The organism is Stenotrophomonas sp. GD03654 (assembly GCF_029845105.1).
GTDB classification, from domain to species: Bacteria; Pseudomonadota; Gammaproteobacteria; order Xanthomonadales; family Xanthomonadaceae; genus Stenotrophomonas; species Stenotrophomonas africana.
The window spans coordinates 1-20666 of sequence record NZ_JAOCLC010000075.1 but is presented as its reverse complement, the minus strand read 5'-3'; the positions used below and the strand labels follow the sequence as shown (position 1 = coordinate 20666).

16 protein-coding genes and 1 tRNA gene are annotated in these 20666 nt (G+C 67.2%); 9 read left to right on the top strand and 8 right to left on the bottom strand.

Annotation, left to right across the window (positions count from 1 at the left end):
- From rlmH to N5J73_RS20705, 3 genes are all read left to right on the top strand, one after another.
- Nucleotides 1-433, top strand: a 433-nt coding sequence (gene rlmH / locus N5J73_RS20715) for a 23S rRNA (pseudouridine(1915)-N(3))-methyltransferase RlmH (protein WP_279925054.1), incomplete at its 5' end; no start/stop codon positions are given.
- Nucleotides 434-455: 22 nt separating this feature from the next.
- Nucleotides 456-532: transfer RNA gene (locus N5J73_RS20710), tRNA-Asn, on the top strand.
- A gap of 126 nt (nucleotides 533-658) precedes the next feature.
- The gene (locus N5J73_RS20705) at nucleotides 659-1633 is read left to right on the top strand and encodes an alpha/beta hydrolase (protein WP_049444964.1); all 975 of its coding nucleotides are present in this window, start codon (nucleotides 659-661) and stop codon (nucleotides 1631-1633) included.
- 49 nt (nucleotides 1634-1682) lie between these two features.
- Here N5J73_RS20705 and N5J73_RS20700 read toward each other — a convergent pair whose 3' ends face one another.
- From N5J73_RS20700 to N5J73_RS20685, 4 genes are all read right to left on the bottom strand, one after another.
- The gene (locus N5J73_RS20700; RefSeq protein WP_049444962.1) at nucleotides 1683-3104 is read right to left on the bottom strand and encodes a basic amino acid/polyamine antiporter; all 1422 of its coding nucleotides are present in this window, start codon (nucleotides 3102-3104) and stop codon (nucleotides 1683-1685) included.
- A 129-nt stretch (nucleotides 3105-3233) separates the two neighbouring features.
- On the bottom strand, nucleotides 3234-6059 hold the full coding sequence (locus N5J73_RS20695; protein ID WP_049444961.1) for a TonB-dependent receptor: 2826 nt from the start codon (nucleotides 6057-6059) through the stop codon (nucleotides 3234-3236).
- Nucleotides 6060-6257: 198 nt separating this feature from the next.
- The gene (locus N5J73_RS20690) at nucleotides 6258-6908 is read right to left on the bottom strand and encodes an energy transducer TonB (protein ID WP_049444959.1); all 651 of its coding nucleotides are present in this window, start codon (nucleotides 6906-6908) and stop codon (nucleotides 6258-6260) included.
- A gap of 217 nt (nucleotides 6909-7125) precedes the next feature.
- Nucleotides 7126-7863: an SIMPL domain-containing protein gene (locus N5J73_RS20685; protein ID WP_049444957.1), complete on the bottom strand. Its 738-nt coding sequence runs from the start codon at nucleotides 7861-7863 to the stop codon at nucleotides 7126-7128.
- A gap of 131 nt (nucleotides 7864-7994) precedes the next feature.
- Here N5J73_RS20685 and N5J73_RS20680 point away from each other — a divergent pair, with 131 nt between their 5' ends.
- From N5J73_RS20680 to tldD, 4 genes are read left to right on the top strand one after another with little or no spacing between them, the layout of a single operon-like run.
- Nucleotides 7995-8603 carry a Maf family nucleotide pyrophosphatase gene (locus N5J73_RS20680; protein WP_049444955.1) on the top strand — a complete coding sequence of 203 codons (609 nt, stop codon included), beginning with the start codon at nucleotides 7995-7997 and terminating at the stop codon, nucleotides 8601-8603.
- Entirely contained in the window at nucleotides 8596-10083 is a 1488-nt protein-coding gene (rng, locus tag N5J73_RS20675; RefSeq protein WP_049444954.1) for a ribonuclease G, read from the top strand. Before N5J73_RS20680 ends, rng begins: the two co-directional genes overlap by 8 nt.
- A 30-nt stretch (nucleotides 10084-10113) precedes the next feature.
- Nucleotides 10114-13971, top strand: a complete 3858-nt coding sequence (locus N5J73_RS20670; protein WP_049444951.1) for a YhdP family protein — start codon at nucleotides 10114-10116, stop codon at nucleotides 13969-13971.
- Between the two features lie 60 nt (nucleotides 13972-14031).
- Nucleotides 14032-15477, top strand: a complete 1446-nt coding sequence (gene tldD / locus N5J73_RS20665; protein WP_049444949.1) for a metalloprotease TldD — start codon at nucleotides 14032-14034, stop codon at nucleotides 15475-15477.
- 41 nt (nucleotides 15478-15518) lie between these two features.
- Here the strand turns inward: tldD and yjgA are convergent, their stop codons facing one another.
- Entirely contained in the window at nucleotides 15519-16106 is a 588-nt protein-coding gene (gene yjgA / locus N5J73_RS20660; protein ID WP_049444947.1) for a ribosome biogenesis factor YjgA, read from the bottom strand.
- 68 nt (nucleotides 16107-16174) lie between these two features.
- On the opposite strand from yjgA, the gene pmbA reads away from it, so the two are divergent.
- Both pmbA and N5J73_RS20650 read left to right on the top strand, forming a co-directional pair.
- Nucleotides 16175-17542, top strand: coding sequence for a metalloprotease PmbA (pmbA, locus tag N5J73_RS20655; RefSeq protein ID WP_049444945.1), 1368 nt, complete (start codon nucleotides 16175-16177; stop codon nucleotides 17540-17542).
- Between the two features lie 87 nt (nucleotides 17543-17629).
- Complete coding sequence (locus tag N5J73_RS20650) at nucleotides 17630-18001, top strand: DUF4870 domain-containing protein (RefSeq protein ID WP_049444943.1); 372 nt, start codon at nucleotides 17630-17632, stop codon at nucleotides 17999-18001.
- A 92-nt stretch (nucleotides 18002-18093) separates the two neighbouring features.
- On the opposite strand, the gene N5J73_RS20645 is transcribed toward N5J73_RS20650, so the two are convergent.
- The 3 genes from N5J73_RS20645 to tilS are packed head-to-tail and all read right to left on the bottom strand — an operon-like array spanning nucleotide 18094 to nucleotide 20545.
- Entirely contained in the window at nucleotides 18094-18972 is an 879-nt protein-coding gene (locus tag N5J73_RS20645; RefSeq protein ID WP_049444942.1) for a farnesyl diphosphate synthase, read from the bottom strand.
- On the bottom strand, nucleotides 18962-19222 hold the full coding sequence (locus N5J73_RS20640) for an exodeoxyribonuclease VII small subunit (RefSeq protein WP_005410522.1): 261 nt from the start codon (nucleotides 19220-19222) through the stop codon (nucleotides 18962-18964). The genes N5J73_RS20645 and N5J73_RS20640 overlap by 11 nt, the downstream gene beginning before the upstream one ends.
- Nucleotides 19223-19258: 36 nt before the next feature.
- On the bottom strand, nucleotides 19259-20545 hold the full coding sequence (tilS, locus tag N5J73_RS20635; RefSeq protein ID WP_192840559.1) for a tRNA lysidine(34) synthetase TilS: 1287 nt from the start codon (nucleotides 20543-20545) through the stop codon (nucleotides 19259-19261).
- Between the last annotated feature and the right edge of the window lie 121 nt (nucleotides 20546-20666).

Sequence of the window (20666 nt, the reverse complement as noted above, 5' to 3'; positions counted from 1 at the left end):
CAGCTGGGTCGCGCAGGGCTTCGCCGAGTACCAGAAGCGGCTGTCGCACTGGCTGCCGTTCGAACTGGTGGAAATCGAGCCCGGCCTGCGTGGCAAGGGGCGTGATCCGCGTCGGGCTACCGAAGACGAAGGCAAGCGGGTCATCGCCGCGCTGCCGAAGAATGCCTATGTGGTGGCCCTGGACGTGCCCGGCCGCCAGCTGAGTTCCGAACAGCTGGCACAGCGCCTGGAGCATTGGCGCGGGCAGGGCAGGGACCTGGCGTTCCTGATCGGTGGCCCGGAAGGGCACTCGCCGGAAGTCTCTGCGCTGGCCGATGAGAAGTGGTCGATCGGACCGCTGACGCTGCCGCACATGCTGGTGCGCCTGGTGGTGGCCGAGCAGCTGTACCGGGCTGCCGCAATGATTGCCAATCACCCCTACCATCGCGCGTGAAGAGTGGTTATACTAGTCGTCTGCCCGAATAGCTCAGCCGGTTAGAGCACTTGACTGTTAATCAGGGGGTCGTTGGTTCGAGTCCAACTTCGGGCGCCACTTTGAGAAACCTGCATCGCGAGATGCAGGTTTTTTTTTGCCGTGTTGTAGAGCCGAGCCCACGCTCTGCTGCACCCTGGAAGCCGAGCATGGGCTCGGCTCTACAATCTGCTGCTCCAACCATGGATGCCGATCGTGCGCGCACTCCTGTCCGTCGTTTCTCTGTTGCTTGCGCCGCTGACGTTCGCCGCAGCGAATGCGGCACCACCGACCTGGCACCCGCCGCAGGGCACTACCGAGCTGCCGTTGTGGCCGGAAGGCAGGGTGAAGGCACCGCCAAAACTGAAAGGTCCCGAGCAGATCAGTGAAGCAACCTCCAGGGCCAGCGGAGAACGCTGGACGATGTTGCAGAACGTGGCTGTGCCGACGCTCACCGTGTTTCCACCGAAGGCACCGGCCAATGGCACCGCGGTGATGGTGGTGCCCGGAGGTGGTTACCGGGTGTTGGCGATGGACCTGGAAGGCAGTGAAATCTGCGATTGGTTGAACGCGCAGGGCATCACCTGCGCACTGCTGAAGTACCGCGTGCCGGCGTCCGGGCCCAACTGGGATCCCGACTGCAACTGTCGCGACAATCCGACAGTACCGATGGCTTTGCAGGACGCGCAACGTGCAATGGGCCTGCTGCGATTGCAGGCACAACGCTGGAACATCGACCCGAAGCGGGTGGGGGTGATCGGTTTCTCGGCCGGCGGACACGTGGTGGCGGGATTGAGTACGCACGCACGTCGTAGCTACGCGGCGGTCGACGCGGCCGACTCACAGTCCAGTCGCCCGGATTTCGCGATGGTGATGTACTCCGGCCATCTGTGGGCCGGGCATGGCAAGGGGCTGTCACTGGTCAAGGACATCGTCGTGGATGACGCGGTGCCGCCGACGTTCATTGCGCAGGCCACCGATGATCGCACCGACGATGTGCGCGAATCACTCGCCTACTACCAGGCGCTGATCGATGAAGGCGTGCCGGTCGAGATGCATCTGTTCGCGCGCGGTGGCCACGCGTTCGGTCTGCGCATGAAGGATGCACCGGTGGCGGTGTGGCCACAGCTGGCCGAGCGCTGGATGCGGGATATCGGCATGCTGCCCGAACGCCAGTTGTAGAGCCGAGCCATGCTCGGCTGCCCGTGCGAAGCCGAGCGTGGGCTCGGCTCTACAGTGTCAGCTCACCTCTGGAGAACGCCACCAACGTGGCGATCGCCACCACCAGGATCGCGCCGAACAGCGCCCACTCCCAGCGCGTGAATACCTTTTCCCCTCGCTGGTGCCGGGTGAACGCGAACAGCACCACGCCGGGGACGTACAGCAGGACCGACAGCAGCAGGTTGTCGAGGCCGCCGGCATACACCAGCCACAATGCATAGGCACTGGCCAGCAGGGCAACGACGAAATCGCGCCAGCGCGCACCCGGTTCACCCGCATAGGCCTGGCCACGCCAGGCCAGCTGCACGCCGAACGCGGTGGACAGGAAGTAGGGCACTAGGCTCATCGACGCGGCCAGCAGCACCAGTCCGGTATAGCTGCCGGAATTGACCAGCACCAGCAGCAGGAACACCTGGATCAGACCGTTGCTCAACCACAGCGCATTGGCTGGCACGCCGCGCGCGTTTTCGCGGCCGAGGAACGCGGGCATGGTGCCGTCGCCGGCCGCGGCGTACAGCACCTCGGCGCACAGCAGCACCCAGGCCAGCAGCGCGCCCAGCACGGAGATGATCGAGCCGATGATGATTACCGTCGCGCCCCACTCGCCAACGATCGCACGCAGCACGTACGCCATGGATGGATTGGGCAACCCGGCCAGTTCGGCCTGCGACAGCACGCCCATCGACAGCAGGCTGACCAGCACCAGCAGCAGCCAGACGCCGAGGAAACCGATCACCGTGGCGCGGCCGACATCGGCGCGACGGGCCGCGCGCCGCGAGTAGATGCTGGCGCCTTCGATTCCGATGAATACCCACACGGTTACCAGCATCATGCCGCGCAGCTGCTGGCCGAGGTCGCCGAGTGCGGGCGTGCCGAGGAAATCGGCGCGGAACACATCCATGCGGAAGGCACCGGCGGCCAGGATCAGGAACAGCGCAATGGGCAGCAGCTTGGCCACGGTCACCAGCCCGTTGACGATGGCAGCGGTGCGCAGGCCCCGCAGCACCAGCAGGTGCACGGTCCATAGCAGCAGTGACGACGCCGCCACCGCGGCCGGGGTATTGCCTTCGCCGAAGATCGGCAGGAAATGTCCGAGGCCGCTGAAGATCAGCACGAAGAAGCTGGCGTTGCCGAGCACCGAGGCGACCCAGTAACCCCATGCCGCGGAGAAACCGATGTAGTTGCCGAAGCCCTCGCGCGCATACGCGTAGATGCCGGTATCGAGATCCGGCCGGCGGTTGGCCAGCGCCTGGAACACGAAGGCCAGCATCAGCATGCCGGCGCCACTGACCGCCCAGCCGACCAGCGCCGCGGCCGGTCCGGCGCTGCGCGCCACGTTCTGTGGCAAAGAAAAGATACCGGCACCGACCATCGAGCCGACCACCAGAGCGGTCAACGCGGGCAGGCCCAGGCGTTGCGATGTCGCAGCCATGCAGATCCCCTGCGGCGGTGATGCCGCGTGCACACGGTAGCGGTGGGCCCGTGAACATGCCTGCAAGGCGCACAACGACGAAGGCCCGGGCAGGTGCCCGGGCCTTCGACGGTGGTGCGTTGAGCGGTATTACTTGAAGGTGTACTTGGCGCCGACAGTGAAGTAACGGCCGATGGCGCCGCTGAAGTGCAGCGGGTTGTAGTTCACGCCACCGTAGGTGGTCGGGTCGAGCGGAGCGATGCGATCGAACACGTTCTGCACCGATGCATTCAGTTCGAAGGCTTCGGTGATGTTCCAGCGGCCGGACAGGTCGAAGGTGGTGAACGAGGAGATCTTGGTGACGTCGGTACCGTCGGCGTACGAGAACTGGTACGAACCGTCCGGGCCACGGAAATCCTTGTTGTCCATCTTGGAGATGTAGTTGGCAACGCCGCTCACACTCCACGGACCCTGGCGCCAGGTGGTACCGAAGTTGATGCGATCCTTCGGCGTACCGATGCAGTTGGTCACGTCGCAGTTGCCGTGGGTGCCTGCATAGTCGAAGGTCTGGTCGGAGTCGGTGCGCTCGTACTTCAGCACATGGCTCCACTGCAGATCCATTTCCAGCTGGCCCGGGCCGATATCGAAGGTCTGGCGGATATCGGTATCGATACCCCGCACGCGGGTGGAGGCGGCATTGATGTACGCGGTGTTGACCGCCAGGATGCTGCCGGTGCCAGCGATGCCGTTGATCAGGTCGATGTCACGCAGCACATTGCCGGCGGCGATGGCATCGGCCGTGGAGCCCTGGGCGATCTCGTTGGTGCGCTTGATCTGCCAGGCATCGACCGTCATCGAGGTGGTGGGGGTCGGCTGCAGCACGATGCCCACCGAGTAGCTCTTGGATTCCTCCGGCTTCAGGTCCTTGTTGGGGCGGGTGATGATTGCAACCGGACGCGAGCTGCAGTTGGTGCCGACATCGGCCGGCGGGCTGGCGGCGCAGCGCACCGGATCGCGGGCGTTGGAGAAGGCGGCCAGGCCACCGTCGCCGTTCTCGGCCGGATTGGGGGCGCGGAAGCCTTCTGCGTAGCTGGCGCGCAGTGCGATCCAGTCGGCCGGCGTCCACTTGATGCCCAGCTTCGGCGTCGCCTTGCCTTCGCCACTTTCGTACTTGTCGTAACGCAGCGCGCCGGACAGTTCCAGCTGCTCCAGCACCGGTGCCGACAGTTCAACGTAGCCGGCGTAGACATTCTGCGTACCGTCGTAGGCCGAGTAGCCCAGGCCGATGATGTCACCCTGGTCGGTGTAGGTCTGCGGGCTCAGGCTGTTGCTGGTCTTGCGCCACTCGGTACCGATCGCCAGGCCCAGCGGACCCCCCTTCAGGTCCATCAGGCTGCGCGATACGGTGAAGTCGAACATGTCCAGGCTGGACTTGGCGCGTGCGCTGATGGTCGGCGAAATGTAGTCGTACAGTGCCTGCGAATTGAGGTTGGCATTGTCGCCAATACGCCACACGCCGCCGGCACAGTTCGGGTTGCCCAGCGCGCACTGCACGGCGCTGTAGCGCAGGAAGCCGGTACGCTTGTTGACCAGATCGGTGCCGGAGTGCAGGTAGGCGGTGTCGTAGCTCCAGTCACCCCAATTGCCCTTGACGCCGACCAGGAAGCGATTGAACTCGTTGGTGTTGTTGGTCACGCGCGGGCCGACATCCCAGGCCGAGTAGCGCAGGCGCGAGGCCTGGCCCGGAATCGGGTTGTCGGGATGGGTCGGCGACAGCACCACGGCGCCCGGGCCGCTGCTGGCATTGCGCGGGCCAAGCGGATAGCCCCAGCTGCCGGACACGCCGGAGGGCGTGTTGCTGAAGATCGTTTCCTTCTTCGAGTAGCCGATCTCGGTGTAGATCTCGCCGCCTTCACCGAAGGCGAAGCTGGCGCGGCCGAACACGTTGACGTACTTCTCTTCCGGGGTCAGATCACGGTACAGCTGGTTCGGATCCCACAGGCAGCCCTGTGCGGCCACCGAGGCATCGGTCTGGCCCGGGATGGTGGTCAGGCCCTGGCAGCCGGGCAGCGGCACGAGCTGGGCCGAGGTGCCCGGCGGGACGCGGTCGTCGAATACCGAGCCGTTCGGACCCACGCCACCGCTGGTGCGGTTGTTGAGGTAGGCGCCGCCGAGGAACTGGGCGTTGTTGCCATAGCCCCACGGACGGATGTCGCCCGTGCCGATCCACTTGCGGTTCTTGCGATCACTGATCTTGATCGCGTCGGTCTTGCCAACGTCCAGGCTGAAGAACGCGTTCCAGCCGTCGGTGGCCAGGTCGCCGGTACCGGCGGTCAGGGTGGCCTTCTTGGCGTTGCCGTCGCCGTCACCGGAGGTGCCGTAGGAGGCACGCAGGATCGCGCCCTGGAAATCACTGCGCAGGATGATGTTGACCACGCCGGCGATGGCATCGGAGCCATAGATCGCCGAGGCGCCATCCTTCAGCACTTCCACGCGTTCAACGGCGTCGAGCGGGATGGTGCTCAGGTCGGTGAAGACCTTCTGGCCGTCATCGGCCAGGCCGTAGGTGGCCATGCGGCGGCCGTTCAGCAGGACCAGGGTCGAGCCCGCGCCCAGGCCGCGCAGCGAGATGCCGGCGCCACCGCCGGCAAAGCCGTTGCCGAAGGTCTTCGGGATCGAGCCGGAACCGTCGGCGGTCAGGGTCTGCAGGTATTCGGCGACCGTGGTCTTGCCGGTTCGGTCGATTTCCTGGCGGGTCACCACCTGCACCGGGGACGGTGTTTCGGTGTTGGTGCGCGGAATGTTCGAACCGGTAACCGTGATGCGGTCCAGGTTGGTGGCCTTCTCCTGCGCGAAGGCGGAGGTGGAAGCCACGGCGCCAACCAGCAGCAGGGTGCCGCCGGTAAGGATGTGGGTGATGGACGATGCCAGTGTGGTGCGGCGGCGGCTGGCGGGCCGTTGGATCAGGTGTTTCACAGCTTCTCTCCTAACTGGAAAACCGTAGCGTTGAGGGCTGTCTCCGGAAGGGGGCCGGGACGGGCCAATCTAGGTTTCCGACGGGTGACGAAGTAGTGAAATTTTGCTTAATCCGTAACGGTGAATCCAAACTTTGCCGAGTTTGGTACTTCGGCGGTGCTGGCCGGCCCGGCAGGTGGCCGGGCCGGCCCTGGACAATCAGTCCGGTAGCGAGAATTGCACCGGTACCAGCCCGATGGCCGGCACTGCTACGCCGTCGCGCTGGGCCGGTTCGAAGCGCCAACGCTTGAGCACTTGCTGACGCGCGGCCTGGTCCAGGCTGCGCGAGCCACTGCTGCGCTCGATGCTGACCGCGACCGGCTGCCCGCTGCTGTCGACTTCCACCCTCAGCAGCACCGTGCCCTGCTCATGATTGCGCAGGGCCGGCAGCGGATAGGCCGGTGGCGGTGCACTGCGGTACTGCAGCTGTGCTCCGGACAGCGGTGTCGAGCTGTCGATGCCTGGTGCGAGCTGCGGCGGGGACGGTTCGGCTGCCGGCAATGCGATGCCCTGGGTTTCCTCCACGGTTGCAGTGGGAGCGGGCAGGGGCGGCGCTACCGGCTGCGCATGCGGCTTCGGCACCACCCGCGCGACCTCCTTCGGTTCCACCAGTACCGGCGGAGGGGGCGGTGGCGGAGTCTTCTCGATCAGCCGTACCGTGGTCTTGTCACGCGGAACCTGCACAGCCTGGTAGGTCGCGGGGATCAGCAGCAACAGGAACGCGAGCAGATGCAGGGCGATGGCCGCGCTCCAGGCGGCAACGCGGGCGGGGTCGAAGTGCGGGGATGCAACGGGATACGTACGAACCATGGTCCACCTCCATGCCAGTGACGAAGTCCTCAACGCACCAGGGCCCGTGGCGGGGTTGCCGCACGCGGCTGGCAGTGCATCAGTAGCGCGATGGGACCGCTACTGCCTAGAGGCAGGGTCGGTATCGTTGGGCTGGCCTTCAGCCAGTGCCGGCCGCAGGCATGAAAAAAGGCGGATCCCCTGCGGGATCCGCCCTTGTCGGCCGTGGCAAACGGGATCAGCGACCCAGTTCGAACACTACATCCAGGTTGACCGAGACGGTCGATTCGCCCGGCGCGACCGGGGTCGCCTTGTCCATCGCGGCGCCGGCCGACATCGCCCGCATCATCGGCATCGGACGGAAGCCGCCATTGCTGTTCTCGGAGATGCTGACGATGCGGCGCACCTGCAGGCCCAGCGACTTCGCATAGGTCTGGGCGCGGGCCTGGGCCTTCTTCAGCGCGGCCAGGCGGGCTTCGTCATAGACCGGCTCCGGCTGGTCGATCTCGAAGCTGGGGCCATTGATCTGGTTGGCACCCTGCGCAGCCAGTGCGTCCAGCACCTTGCCGAGCTTGGCGATGTCGCGCACCTTCAGGCTGACCGTGTTGCTGGCTTGGTAGCCGGTGATCTTCGGTGCTTCGTTGTCGGCATAGCGGTACTGCGGATTGAGGCTGACGCCGCTGGTCTGCACGTCCCGCTCGGCAATGCCGGCGGCCTTGATCGCGGCCAGCACCTTGTCCATCTGCTGGGCGTTCTGGCGCATGGCGCTGTTGCCGTCGGCGGCCTGGGTAACCACGCCGGCCGACAGGGTGGCCACGTCCGGCACGCGGGTGGCTTCGGCATTGGCCGAGATGTTCAGCAGCGTGCCTTCGGCCGGGGCGGCGACCGACGGCGACGACGGGGCGGCATGGGCAGTCATCGAGGTTCCAAGGGCGAGGGACAGGGCAAGCAGCAGCGGGGTGGCGGTCAGGCGCATGGAGAACTCCTTGTTGTGCCGTTGAGGGTGGTGTCGTAGCGATGAACGCGCTGTGAGCCCATTCGGGGTTGAACGCGTTCCGGAACGGGTTGCCGACGATTCAGGTGGCGGCCTCAGGTTATGCTGTGCCGATGCTCTATCTTGCTTCCCGCTCCCCCCGACGCAACCAGTTGCTGGCCCGACTCGGACGCCCCTTCCAGGCCCTGGACCTGGAGGTTGTCGAGCAGCGCGCGCCCGCTGAAAGCGCTGAACAGTATGTATGCCGTGTCGCCGCCGACAAGGCGCGCGCCGGGCTGGGCCGGGTGCTGGCCGATGACCCACAGGCGCGTGTGCTCGGCTCGGATACCGAGGTGGTGCTGGACGGTGAAGTGTTCGGCAAGCCGGCCGATGCCGCCGACGCGCGGGCGATGCTGGCGCGGCTGGCCGGGCGCACCCACCAGGTGATGACCGCAGTGGTGGTGGTCGGTGCCGACGGCCTGGACAGCGAGCTGGTCATTTCCGAAGTGACCTTTGCGCCGATCAGCGCCGCCGACATCGCCATCTACGTGGCCACCGGCGAGCCGCTGGACAAGGCCGGGGCCTACGCCATCCAGGGCGGGGCCGAACGCTGGATCGAACATCTTTCCGGCAGCTACTCCGGCGTGATGGGACTGCCGCTGCTGCACACCGATCGTCTGCTGGCGCGCTGCGGCGTGCCGGCCCCCACTGCTGATGCCGCCAGGGAGGCTGCCGATGTCTGAGGAAATCCTGGTCAATGTGACCCCGCGCGAGACCCGGGTCGCCGTGATCGAAAACGGCATGCTGCAGGAGCTGCACATCGAGCGCGGCTGGCGCCGGGGTGTGGTCGGCAACATCTACAAGGGCAAGGTGCAGCGCGTCATGCCCGGCATGCAGGCGGCCTTCGTCGAGGTCGGGCTGGAGCGGGCCGCGTTCCTGCACGCCAACGACGTGGTGCGACCGGCGCCGGTGGCCAGTGCGGACACCGAGAACACCACGCTGCCGCCGCCGTCCAGCGTGCCGATCGTCGAGCTGCTGCGCGACGGCCAGGACATCGTGGTGCAGGTGGTGAAGGACCCGATCGGTACCAAGGGCGCGCGCCTGACCACGCAGATCAGCATTCCCTCGCGTTACATGGTGCTGCTGCCGCAGTCCAAGGTGGTGGGGGTGTCGGCGCGCATCGAGGATGAAGGCGAGCGGGCGCGGCTGAAGGCGCTGGTGACCGAACTGTCGGCCCAGCATGGTGGCTACGGCTACATCGTGCGCACCAATGCCGAAGGCCAGCCGGCCGAGGCCATTGCCGAGGACATCGCCTACCTGTCGCGGGTCTGGAACGTGGTCGAGCGCCGTGGCCGCGAAGCACCCTCGTGCAGCAACATCTATGAGGACCTGAGCCTGCCGCTGCGTTCGGTGCGCGACCTGATCCGCAAGGACGTGGACAAGGTGAAGGTGGACTCCAAGGAAACCTTCGCGCAGCTGCAGGCCTTCGTGGCCAAGTACATGCCGGTGCTGGCCGAGAAGCTGGAACTGTATTCGGGTGACCGGCCGATCTTCGACATGTTCGGCGTGGAGGACGAGATCGGCCGCGCGCTGGACAAGCAGGTGCCGCTGAAATCCGGCGGCTACCTGGTGATCGACCAGACCGAGGCGATGACCACCATCGACGTGAACACCGGTTCGTTCCTCGGCCAGCGCAACCTGGAAGAGACGGTGTTCCGCACCAACCTGGAAGCGGCGCAGGCAGTGGCGCGGCAGCTGCGGCTGCGCAACCTGGGCGGCATCATCATCATCGATTTCATCGACATGGACGACGCCGAACATCGCCGCCAGGTGCTGCGCACCCTGGAAAAGGCGCTGGCCCGTGACCATGCCAAGACCACGGTGTACGACTTCTCACCGCTGGGCCTGGTGGAGATGACCCGCAAGCGCACGGTGGAAAGCCTGGAGCGCCAGCTGTCGGAAACCTGCCCGCAGTGCAGTGGCCGTGGCAGCATCAAGACCACCGAGACGGTGACCTACGAGATTTTCCGCGAGATCACCCGCGCGGTGCGCCAGTTCGATGCGGCGCGCCTGCTGGTGATCGCTTCGACCAAGGTCGTTGCGCGCATTACCGACGAGGAGTCTTCGGCGGTGGCCGAGCTGGAAGAATTCCTCGGCAAGAGCATCCGCTTCCAGGCGGACGAGCAGTACCTGCAGGAGCAATTCGATGTTGTTCTGCTCTGACCCTCGCCGGCTGCAGGCCGGCGGTGGCCGATGAGCGCGCCGCCGCGCCTGCGACTGCGAAGGATCCGCCGTCATATCATTGCCGCCTGTGCGGTGGGCCTGGTCGGGCTTGCACTGCTGGTGGGCACGCTCAGCCAGCTGCTGCCGCTGGCCGAGCGTCATCCCGGGAAGATTGCCGCCTGGCTGAGCGAGCGTGCCGGCCAGCCGGTACGTTTTGACCAGTTGCACACTGCCTGGACCCGACGCGGTCCATTGCTGCAGCTGAAGGGCCTGCGCATCGGCGCGGGCCAGGGCCTGGCCATCGGTGAAGCCGAAGTGCTGGTGTCGATGTACAGCGGGATGCTGCCTGGTCGCTCGCTGACCGAGCTGCGCCTGCGTGGCCTGGCGCTGGACCTGCAGCAGGGCGAGGACGGCCGCTGGTCGGTGCGCGGCCTGCCGAAGTCAGACACGGGCGGTGACCCGCTGGAGGCGCTGCGCCGGCTGGGCGAGCTGCAGGTGATCGATGGCCGCCTGGGTGTGCATGCACCGGGACTGGGTATCGATACCACCCTGCCGCGTATCGATCTGCGCCTGCGCGTCAATGGCGACCGCCTGCGTGTGGGCGTGCGTGCCTGGGCGCGGACCGATGCCCTGCCGCTGACCGCAGTGCTGGACGTGGACCGCGCGCGCGGCAACGGCCAGGCCTGGCTGGGTGCCGATCCTGTTGATTTCCATGCCTGGTCGCCGTTGCTGGCAGCGGGTGGCGTGCGCCTGCGCGAAGGCAAGGGGGAGCTGAACCTGTGGCTGACCCTGCGCGACTTCGCGCCGGTGGCGCTGACCACCGATTCGGACCTGCGTGACGTGCGCATCGACGGTGCACCGATGCCCGACGTGGCAACGCCGCAGTTGCAGCTGCAGCGCTTGCAGGCGCGCCTGCGCTGGCAGCGCCAGGCCGAGGGTTGGGCGCTGCAGGTACCGCGCCTTCGTTTGAAGACCGAAGACGGCGAACAACAGCTCGATGGCCTGCAGTTGCAGGTTGGCAGGCAGCTGCGGGTGAGTTCCGGCGAAATACAGGCCGGTACGGCGCTGCGCGCGCTGGCGCTGAGTGATCGCCTCGAGCCAGGACTGCGCCATTGGTTGTTCCTGTCCAAACCGCAGCTGGATGTGCGAGCGCTGCAACTGGCCGGCGAACGTGATGGCCCGTTGCGGGCACAGGGCGAGCTGCAGTCGCTGGGCTTTGCCAGCGTTGGCAATTCTCCGGGTCTGCGCGGCCTGGGGGGACATTTCGAGGGCGACGCCGATGGCTTCAGCCTGCAGCTGCAACCGCAACGGCAGCTGCAGTTCGATTGGCCCACCGGCTTTGGCGTGCGGCATGACCTGCACCTGGCTGGACAGATCGTGGGCTGGCGTGACGAGGGCGGTGGCTGGCGTATCGGCACTGCGGCGATGCGCGTGGAAGGCACCGACTACGCGGCCGATGTGCGCGGTGGTGTCTGGTTCCAGGGCGACGGCACGCGGCCCTGGCTGCAGTTGGCGGCCAAGCTGGACGATGTGCCGATGACGGCGGCCAAGCGCTTCTGGATCCACTCCAAGATGAGCAAGGGCGCCACCGACTGGCTGGACATGGCGCTGGCCGGCGGCCAGGTGCGCAATGGCATCGGCCTGGTCAGCGGTGACCTGGACGACTGGCCGTTCGACAACAACGATGGCCGCTTCGAGGCCACCGGCCACATCACCAACGGCGATATCCGCTTCCAGCACGACTGGCCGCTGATGAGCCAGGTCGATGCCGATATCGCCTTCATCGGCCCCGGCTTCGACATGCATGGGCGCGGCGACCTGGCCGGTGTAGCGGTGCAGAAATTCGAGGCGGGCATCCAGGACTTCGGGCAGCAGCCTCTGTACGTGCGTGCCGATGCGCAGAGCGAGGCCGGCAGACTGCTGGCAATGCTGCGGCAGAGCCCATTGCACAAGGAATACGGCGATACCCTGGACAACCTCACCGCTGCAGGCCCGGCGCATGTGGCCTTCGATCTGCTGCAGCCGCTGCATCACGATGAAGGTGGCGGTCACCTGCAGGGGACAGTCGATCTGGCCGGCGTGAAGCTGGTGGACAAGCGTTTCCAGCTCGCCTTCGACAACATGCACGGGCAGGCGCGCTACAGCAACGGCGGTTTCGGCGCCGAGGAACTGGCGGTGCGCCACCTCGGCCAGGACGGCCGCCTGAGCCTGCGTGCCGGTGGCTACGTGCACGACAGCAAACTGGCCTTCGAATCGAAGCTGTCGGCCACGCTTGATGCTGGCGTGCTGATCGACCGCGCACCGGAGATGGCCTGGCTCAAGCCCTACATCACCGGTACCTCCCCATGGACGATCGCGGTCAACCTGCCCAAGGTCGCTCCCGGGGCGCCTGCGCCGCCAAGCGAACTGCGCCTGAGTTCGGATCTGGTGGGCACCCGCCTGGATCTGCCGGCGCCGCTGGACAAGCCGGCCGCCGAACCGCTGGCGACCACCGTGGCCGCGCAGCTGCCGATGGGGGCTGGCCGCATCGACGTGGCCTTTGGCCAGCGTCTGGCCCTGGCCGCGCGCAGCCACAACAACCAGACCGGCGTACAGGTCACGCTCGGCAGCGACCACGTCGACCGTGAGCCGCCACCGAGCGGGCTGACCGTCAACGGCCGTAGCCCGACCCTGGATGCGCTGGAGTGGATCAGCCTGGCGCGTGGAGGCGGGGACGATGACGGCATGCCGCTGCGTGCGGTGGACGTGCAGGTCGGCAAATTGATGCTGATCGGCGGCGTCTTCGAGCAGACGCGGCTGAAACTGCAGCCGGGCCCGCAGGCGCTGGATGTACGCCTGGATGGGCCGTCGCTGGCAGGCCGTTTGACTGTTCCCAATGCAGAGGGCAGCACCATCAGCGGCCAGCTCGACCGTGTGCACTGGCAGTCGCTGCCGGCCGCACCGGGCGCACCGGCTGCGCCCGCGCGGGTACAGGCCGGCGCCAATGACATGGATCCGGCAAAGCTGCCGCCGTTCGCGCTGGACATTGCCGATCTGCAGTTCGGCAAGGTCGTACTCGGCCAGGCGGTGCTGCGTACGCGGCCGCTGGCCAATGGCCTGAACGTGGACGAGCTGCGCTTCCGTGCGCCGGACCAGGAGATCGACATCAGCGGTCGCTGGCTGGGCCGCACCGGCGGTGCCCGCACCGAGCTGACCGCACAGGTGCGCAGTGAAGACCTGGGCGGCCTGATGCAGAACCTGGACTACGGTGGCCAGCTGCGCGGCGGCTCCGGTCAGGCCCAGCTGCAGGCCTCGTGGAGCGGCGGTCCCTCGGACTTCCAGCTGGCCACTCTGCAGGGCCGGCTCGATCTGCACGCGCGCAACGGCCAGTTGCTGGAGCTGGAGCCCGGCGCAGGTCGAGTGCTCGGCCTGCTCAGTGTCGCGCAGCTGCCGCGGCGCCTGATGTTCGACTTCCGCGATTTCTTCTCCAAGGGCTTTGCGTTCAACCAGGTCGATGGCAGCGTGCAGTTCGGCCAGGGCATGGCCCGTACCGACAAAGTGCTGATCGAGGGTCCGGCGGCGAACATCACCATCCGCGGCCAGGCCGACCTGCGCAACCAGCAGTTCGACCAGACCATCGACGTCAACCCGCGCGCCGGCAACCTGCTGACCGTGGTCGGCGCGGTGGCGGGTGGCCCGGTAGGTGCGGCACTCGGCGCCGCCACCAATGCGGTATTGTCCAAACCGTTGGGCGAAATCGGCGCCCGCACCTACAAGGTGACCGGTCCATGGAAGGAGCCGAAGGTGGAAGTGATCGAACGCAGCCGCGAGAAGACACCGCCCGCACCCATACCGGCGCCGGCGGTTCCGCCGACGGTGACCGACCTGCCACGCTCGCGTTCACGCTGAGCATGGTGTTCCCGTTCACGGGGCTTGCCTGAGCGCCCCCGAATCCCCAGATCGAGGACCATGACTGATATCGCCCTGACGCTTGCCCAAGACCGCCTGTTGCGCCCTGGTGGCCTGGATACCGCTGGCCTGGAGCGCACCTTCGGGCAGTTGCTCGGCCCCGGTGTGGACTTTGGTGACCTTTATTTCCAGCACGCCCGCCGCGAGAGCTGGAGCGTGGAGGATGGCATCGTCAAGGACGGTGCCCATTCCATCGAGCAGGGCGTGGGTGTGCGCGCGATTTCCGGCGAGAAGACCGGCTTCGCCTACTCCGATGACATCCATGCCGATGCGCTGCTGGCTGCGGCGCAGTCCGCACGTGCGATTTCGCGCGAAGGTGGCGCCCAGACCGGGCGTTCGCTGCTGCGGGGCAATGCGCGCGCGCTGTATCCGGCGCTGGACCCGATCGACGGCATCGGCAACGAAGCCAAGGTCGAAGTGCTCAAGCGCCTGGACGGTTACCTGCGTGCCGCCGACCCGCGCGTGAAGCAGGTGATGGTCAGCCTGTCCGGTGGCGTCGACACGGTGCTGATCGCCCGCAGCGACGGCGTGCTGGGCGCCGACGTGCGCCCGCTGGTGCGCCTGAACGTGCAGGTGATCGTCGAGCACAATGGCCGGCGCGAGTCCGGCTATGCCGGTGGTGGTGGCCGCTATGGCTATGAGGAGCTGTTCGCCGACGGCCGCCCGGAAGCCTTCGCCCGTGAGGCGCTGCGCCAGGCGCTGGTGAACCTTGAAGCGGTACCGGCACCGGCCGGCGTGATGCCGGTGGTACTGGGCCCGGGCTGGCCTGGCGTGCTGCTGCATGAAGCGGTTGGCCATGGCCTGGAAGGCGACTTCAACCGCAAGGGAACCAGCGTCTACGCGGGCCGCATCGGCGAGCGCGTTGCCGCCCCGGGCGTGACGATCGTCGATGACGGCACGCTGGACGGACGCCGTGGTTCGTTGAACATCGACGACGAGGGGCATCCCAGCCAGTGCACGACGCTGATCGAGGACGGCATCTTGGTCGGCTACATGCAGGACAGCCTCAATGCGCGCCTGATGGGTGTGGCGCCGACCGGCAATGGCCGCCGCGAATCGTTCGCGCACATGACCATGCCGCGCATGACCAACACCTACATGCGTGCCGGCGAGCATGACCCGCAGGAGATGATCCGTTCGGTGAAGAAGGGCCTGTACGCGGTCAACTTCGGCGGCGGCCAGGTCGACATCACCAGCGGCAAGTACGTGTTCTCGGCTACCGAGGCCTACCTGATCGAGGATGGCCGCATCACCTCACCGGTGAAAGGCGCGACCCTGATCGGCAACGGTCCGGAAACCATGCAGAAGGTGCGCATGGTCGGCAACGACCTGGCCCTGGACGAGGGCGTGGGCATCTGCGGCAAGGATGGGCAGAGCGTGCCCGTGAGTGTCGGCCAGCCCTCGCTGTTGATCGAGGGCATCACCGTCGGCGGTACCCAGGCCTGAGCCGGGCGATGGCCAGTGCCACCGCCCAGGCGGGCGCGGACTCAGTCCTCGTCGGCTTCGTCGGTCTCGACGGGGTCGGCGCCTTCGGCGCCGGCCTTCAGGCCCAGCGCGGCCGGCAGCATCAGCGCGCGCAGCACCTGGAAGATCTCGCGGTAGGCGCGCGGCGGCTTGTTCTTCGCCTTCTCGGCCTGCGCGTTGCGCACCAGCGTGCGCAGCTGCTGGCGGTCGGCCTGCGGGTAATCGTCCAGCAGGGCGGCCAGCGCCTTGTCACCTTCGGCCAACAGGCGCTCGCGCCAGTCTTCCACGCGGTGCATCATCGCCACTTCGCGGCGGCCGGTTTCACTGTTGGCGTCCAGCGCATCGCGGATCGCATCCAGCGTGGCGTCTTCTTCGCGGCGCATGTGCTTGGCCAGGAACGCCAGCTGGCGCTTGTGGGCGATGTGGGCGGTGATGCGCTTGCACTCGGCGATATGCGGCAGCAGGTCTTCCGGGATCGGCAGGCGCGCCAGCTGGGCGGGGGTCAACGACACCAGCTTCTCGCCCAGGGCCAGGACGTCGAGCGCGTCGCGCCGGTTCTGGCTGCGGCTCTTGTCGTGGAATTCACCGGTTTCTTCGTCGCGTCCGCGCATCGTTCCTACCTGATCTCAAAAAAAGTCGCCCGGCGTGATGCCGGGCCCAACCCGTACAGGATAAAGCATTGAACGTGATCGCCCCTGAAGTCGCTGTCGGCGACGACAGCCAGGCCCGGCTGGAACGGCTGGCCGACCTCTCCCAGCAGCTGCTCGACCGTGCCCGTGCGCTGGGCGCCAGCCAGGCAGAGGTCAGCTGCAGCGAGGACCGTGGCCTGGAGGTCAATGTCCGCCTTGGCGAAGTTGAGACCGTGCAGTCCACCCGTGACCGCGGTATCGCCGTCACCGTCTATTTTGGCCAACGCAAGGGCAGCGCCAGCACCGGCGACCTGAACGAGGCCAGCCTTGCCGCCACGGTCGAGCAGGCCTGCGCGATCGCCCGCCATACCGAGGACGACCCGGCTGCCGGCCTGGCCGAGGCGGCGCTGATGGCGACCGATTTCCCCGACCTGGACAGTTGGCACCCCTGGGCGCTGCAGGCCGACGAGGCGGTGGACCTCGCCCTGGCCTGTGAAAACGCCGGCCGCGAGGCCGATGCGCAGATCCGCAATTCCGACGGCGCCTCGGTGTCGAGCATGCAGAGCCTGTCGGTGTACGCCAATTCGCATGGCTTTTTCGGCCGTGAGCGTGGCACCCATCATTCGGTGGGCTGTGCGCTGATTGCCGGCCAGGGCGACGGCATGCAGCGCGATGGCTGGTACACCAGCGCGCTGGCCCGTGAGGATCTGGAGGAGGTGGGCCTGGTCGGTCGTCGTGCCGCCGAGCGCACCGTCGCCCGCCTGCAGCCTCGTTCGATGGCCACCGGCAGCATGCCGGTACTGTTTGCCCCGGAAGTGGCGCGAAGCCTGGTCGGCCACCTGCTGTCGGCAGTGTCCGGCGGTGCCCTGTACCGCCAGGCCAGCTTCCTGCTGGACAGCGTTGGCCAGCAGCTGTTCCCGGACTGGATGCAGATCGAGGAACTGCCCCACCTGCGCCGTGGCCTGCGCTCGGCCGCCTTCGACGGCGACGGCGTGGCCACCCGTGCTTCGGCGCTGGTCCGTGACGGTGTACTGCAGCGCTACGTTCTGGGCAGCTATTCGGCACGCAAGCTGGGCCTGCAGACCACCGCCAATGCGGGCGGCGTGCACAACCTGCAGCTGGCCGCCAATGCGGGCTCCCTGCAGGAGATCGCGCGGCAGATGGGCGATGGCCTGCTGGTGACCGAGTTGATGGGGCAGGGCGTGAACGGCGTGACCGGCGACTACTCGCGCGGTGCCGGCGGCTTCCGCGTGGAGAACGGCGAGATCCAGTACCCGGTGGACGGCATCACCATCGCCGGCAACCTGCGCGAGATGTTCAGCAGCATCGAGGCGGTCGGCAGCGACGTCGACCCGCGCTCGCACATCCGGACCGGTTCGATCCTGCTGGGGCGGATGACCATCGCCGGTAATGATTGATGGCATTGATGGCGTAAGCTATGCCCGCCTGACGCAACCAGCTTGGCGCTGGTGGGTCAAGACCACCCAATGAAAAGGAGTTTTGTCGTGAGCGAATTCGATAACGTCCCGCCGCCGCCGGCAACCACCGATGCCCCGGCCGACCAGCGCACCATGGCGCTGGCTGCGCACCTGCTGGGCATCTTCACCGGCTTCATCGGCGCGCTGATCATCTGGCTGATCAACAAGGATGACGCCAGCAAGGCCTTCGTGACCGACCAGGCCAAGGAAGCCCTGAACTTCCAGATCACCGTGACCATCGCGATGGTCATCAGCATCATCCTGATGATCGTGATCATCGGCGGCATCCTGGCCCCGATCGTCGGCGTCATCAACCTGGTGTTCTGCATCATCGCTGCAGTGAAGGCCAACAACGGTGAAGCTTACCGCTACCCGTTCACCCTGCGCCTGATCAAGTAAGACCGGCTGCATGCGGAACTGAAAACGCCCGGCATTGCCGGGCGTTTTCATGTGCGGGGAGCTGCGGGCGGTGCCCGACGAGCGCGCAGCGATCAATGATCGCGTTCGACCGCCAGCGTCGCCAGCGCACGCAGTGCATCGGCCTCTTCGCCGTATCCGGCCAGGATCGCCTGCATGCGTGCTGCGAGCTCATGCAGCTGGGCCTTTGCGCCGTCCATGCCAAGCAGCGCGGGGAAGGTGCTCTTGTCCTGTGCCTGGTCCTTGCCGGCGGTCTTGCCCAGCTGCTCGGAACTGGCCTCGACATCGAGAATGTCGTCGCGGACCTGGAAGGCCAGGCCGAGCGCGTCGGCGAAGCTGTCCAGCTGGGCCAACTGCGGTTCGTGAGCCTGGCCGCACAGTCCGCCCATGCGTACCGCCGCGCGGATCAGCGCGCCGGTCTTCAGCGCGTGCATGCGGGTCAGCGCCGCCAGCGTCTGCTGCTGGCCGGTGGCATCGATGTCCAGGGCCTGGCCGCCGCACATGCCGGACGCGCCGGAGGCGTGGGCCAAGGTCTGCAGGCAGACCACGCGCAGCGTGGCCGGCAGCGGCGCATCGGCCAGCAGGCCGAAGGCACGGGTCTGCAGCGCGTCGCCGGCGAGGATCGCGGTAGCTTCGTCGAAGGCGATGTGGGTGGTCGGCTTGCCACGGCGCAGCGCGTCGTCATCCATCGCCGGCAGGTCGTCATGCACCAGTGAATAGGCGTGGATCAGCTCGACCGCCATCGCCGCCGCATCCAGATGTTCCGGCTGCGCACCGAACAGGTGGCCACTGGCGTAGACCAGCAGCGGGCGCATGCGCTTGCCGCCGCCCAGCACCGAATAGCGCATGGCCTGGTGCAGGCGCTGCGGTGCTTCGGCAGGCGAGGGCAGGGCGGCGTCGAGCTGGCTTTCGATACGGTCGCGCCAGCGCGCGAACAGAACCTCAGCCGTCATGGCTGGGCGGATCGAAGGGCTCGGAGGCTTCCGGCTGCGCCGGATCGCTGAGCAGGCGCACGCGCAGTTCGGCCTGTTCCAGCGCCTGCTGGCACTGGCGATACAGACCGACGCCACGTTCGTAAGCACTGAGCGAGGCTTCCAGGCTCAGCTCGCCGGTTTCCATCTGCTCCACCAGCTGTTCCAGCGATTCGAGCGACTGCTCGAACTGGGCAACCGGGGAGGCGTTTTCGGGGGACTTCTTGGCCATGTGGCAAGTGTGGACGGGCCGCGCGCGGGGGTCAATTCACCAGCCGCCGGGACGCCACTGCAGCTGAGCATCATGGGCCTGCAACCAGGCTTGCAGAGGGGCCGCGATGACCACGTCGGCGGCGGCCAGCAACTGCGGGCCATCAAAGATCAGCGGCAGCTGCGCGCGTCGCCACGGGGCGAGGTGTTCGCGTTGCAGGCAGTCCTTCAACGCGTGCGAATGCTGGCGACCGGGCAGCAGAATGCGCTCACCGCCCACGCGTGCACGGACCTGCAGCGGGCGTTCGAAGGCCGGGGTGCCCTGCAGGCGCAGCTGTCCGCCATCGGGCAGCGGCAGCGGTGCGCGGCCATCCCATTCGACCTGCCACTCGAGGGGAAGCGCAGGCAGCCGGGCCGGCAGCAGGTAGGCGTGGTCGCGCCACTGCTGGATCGCGTGATCGTGCCAGCTCACACGGGCCTGACGATCGTTGTCGGCCGGCAGCAGCTCGTCCAGCGCCTGCTGCAGCACCGTGGCCGGCAGCGGTGCCGCACCGTGGCCGGCCACCCACGCACGCAGCACGCGTGCGGCACGACCCGGTGAGACCTGGCGCAGCAGCTGCAGCGACAGCACGCGTGGAGCGACTTCCAGGTGTGCGATCAGCTCGGCGTCTTCCTCATCGAGGAGTTCGCGGGTCTGCCCGCAATGCGCTGCGCTGCCCGCCATTGCCGCAGCGGCATGCGGCCAGCGTTGGCGCAACAGCGGCAGTACCTGCAGGCGCAGGAAGTTGCGATCGGCGTGGTCGTCGCCATTGCTGGGGTCTTCGATCCAGTGCAGCGCATGGTGGCGCGCGTAATCGAGCAGCGCACTGCGCGGGACCGCCAGCAGCGGCCGCCACAAGGCATGTTCGCCAAGGCGGCTGTGCGTGGACATCGCCGCCAGGCCATCGACGCCGGAAGCGCGCAGGGCCCGCAACAGGAAGGTCTCGGCCTGGTCGTCCTGATGCTGCGCCAGTGCGAGCGTTTCGCCGTCGCGCAGCTCGGCCGCGAATGCGGCGCGTCGCGCCAGTCGCGCGGCACCCTCGGTGCCCAGGCCTGTGCCGTTCTCGACCTGCACGCGATGCACGACCAGCTCAATGCCCCAGGCGTCGCATTGCTGCTGGCAGTGCAGCACCCACCCATCCGCATCGGGCTGCAGGCCGTGGTGTACGTGCACCGCGCGCAGCGCAGTGCCGGAAGCTTGCGCGCAGCGCCACAGCCAATGCAGCAGCACGGTGGAGTCGACACCACCGCTGTAGCCCACCAGCAGCGGCGCATCCAGCGGAACGAGGGCAGGGAAGGGAGTCACGGCGGCAAGTATAGGGTTGGTCGGCAGGGCTGCGCCCTGCACCCGCAGACGCGCAAGCAACGGCAACGGCCGAAGCAACAGCAGAAGCGGGTTTCCTGAGGGTTGGCGGGGTGGGTCCGGT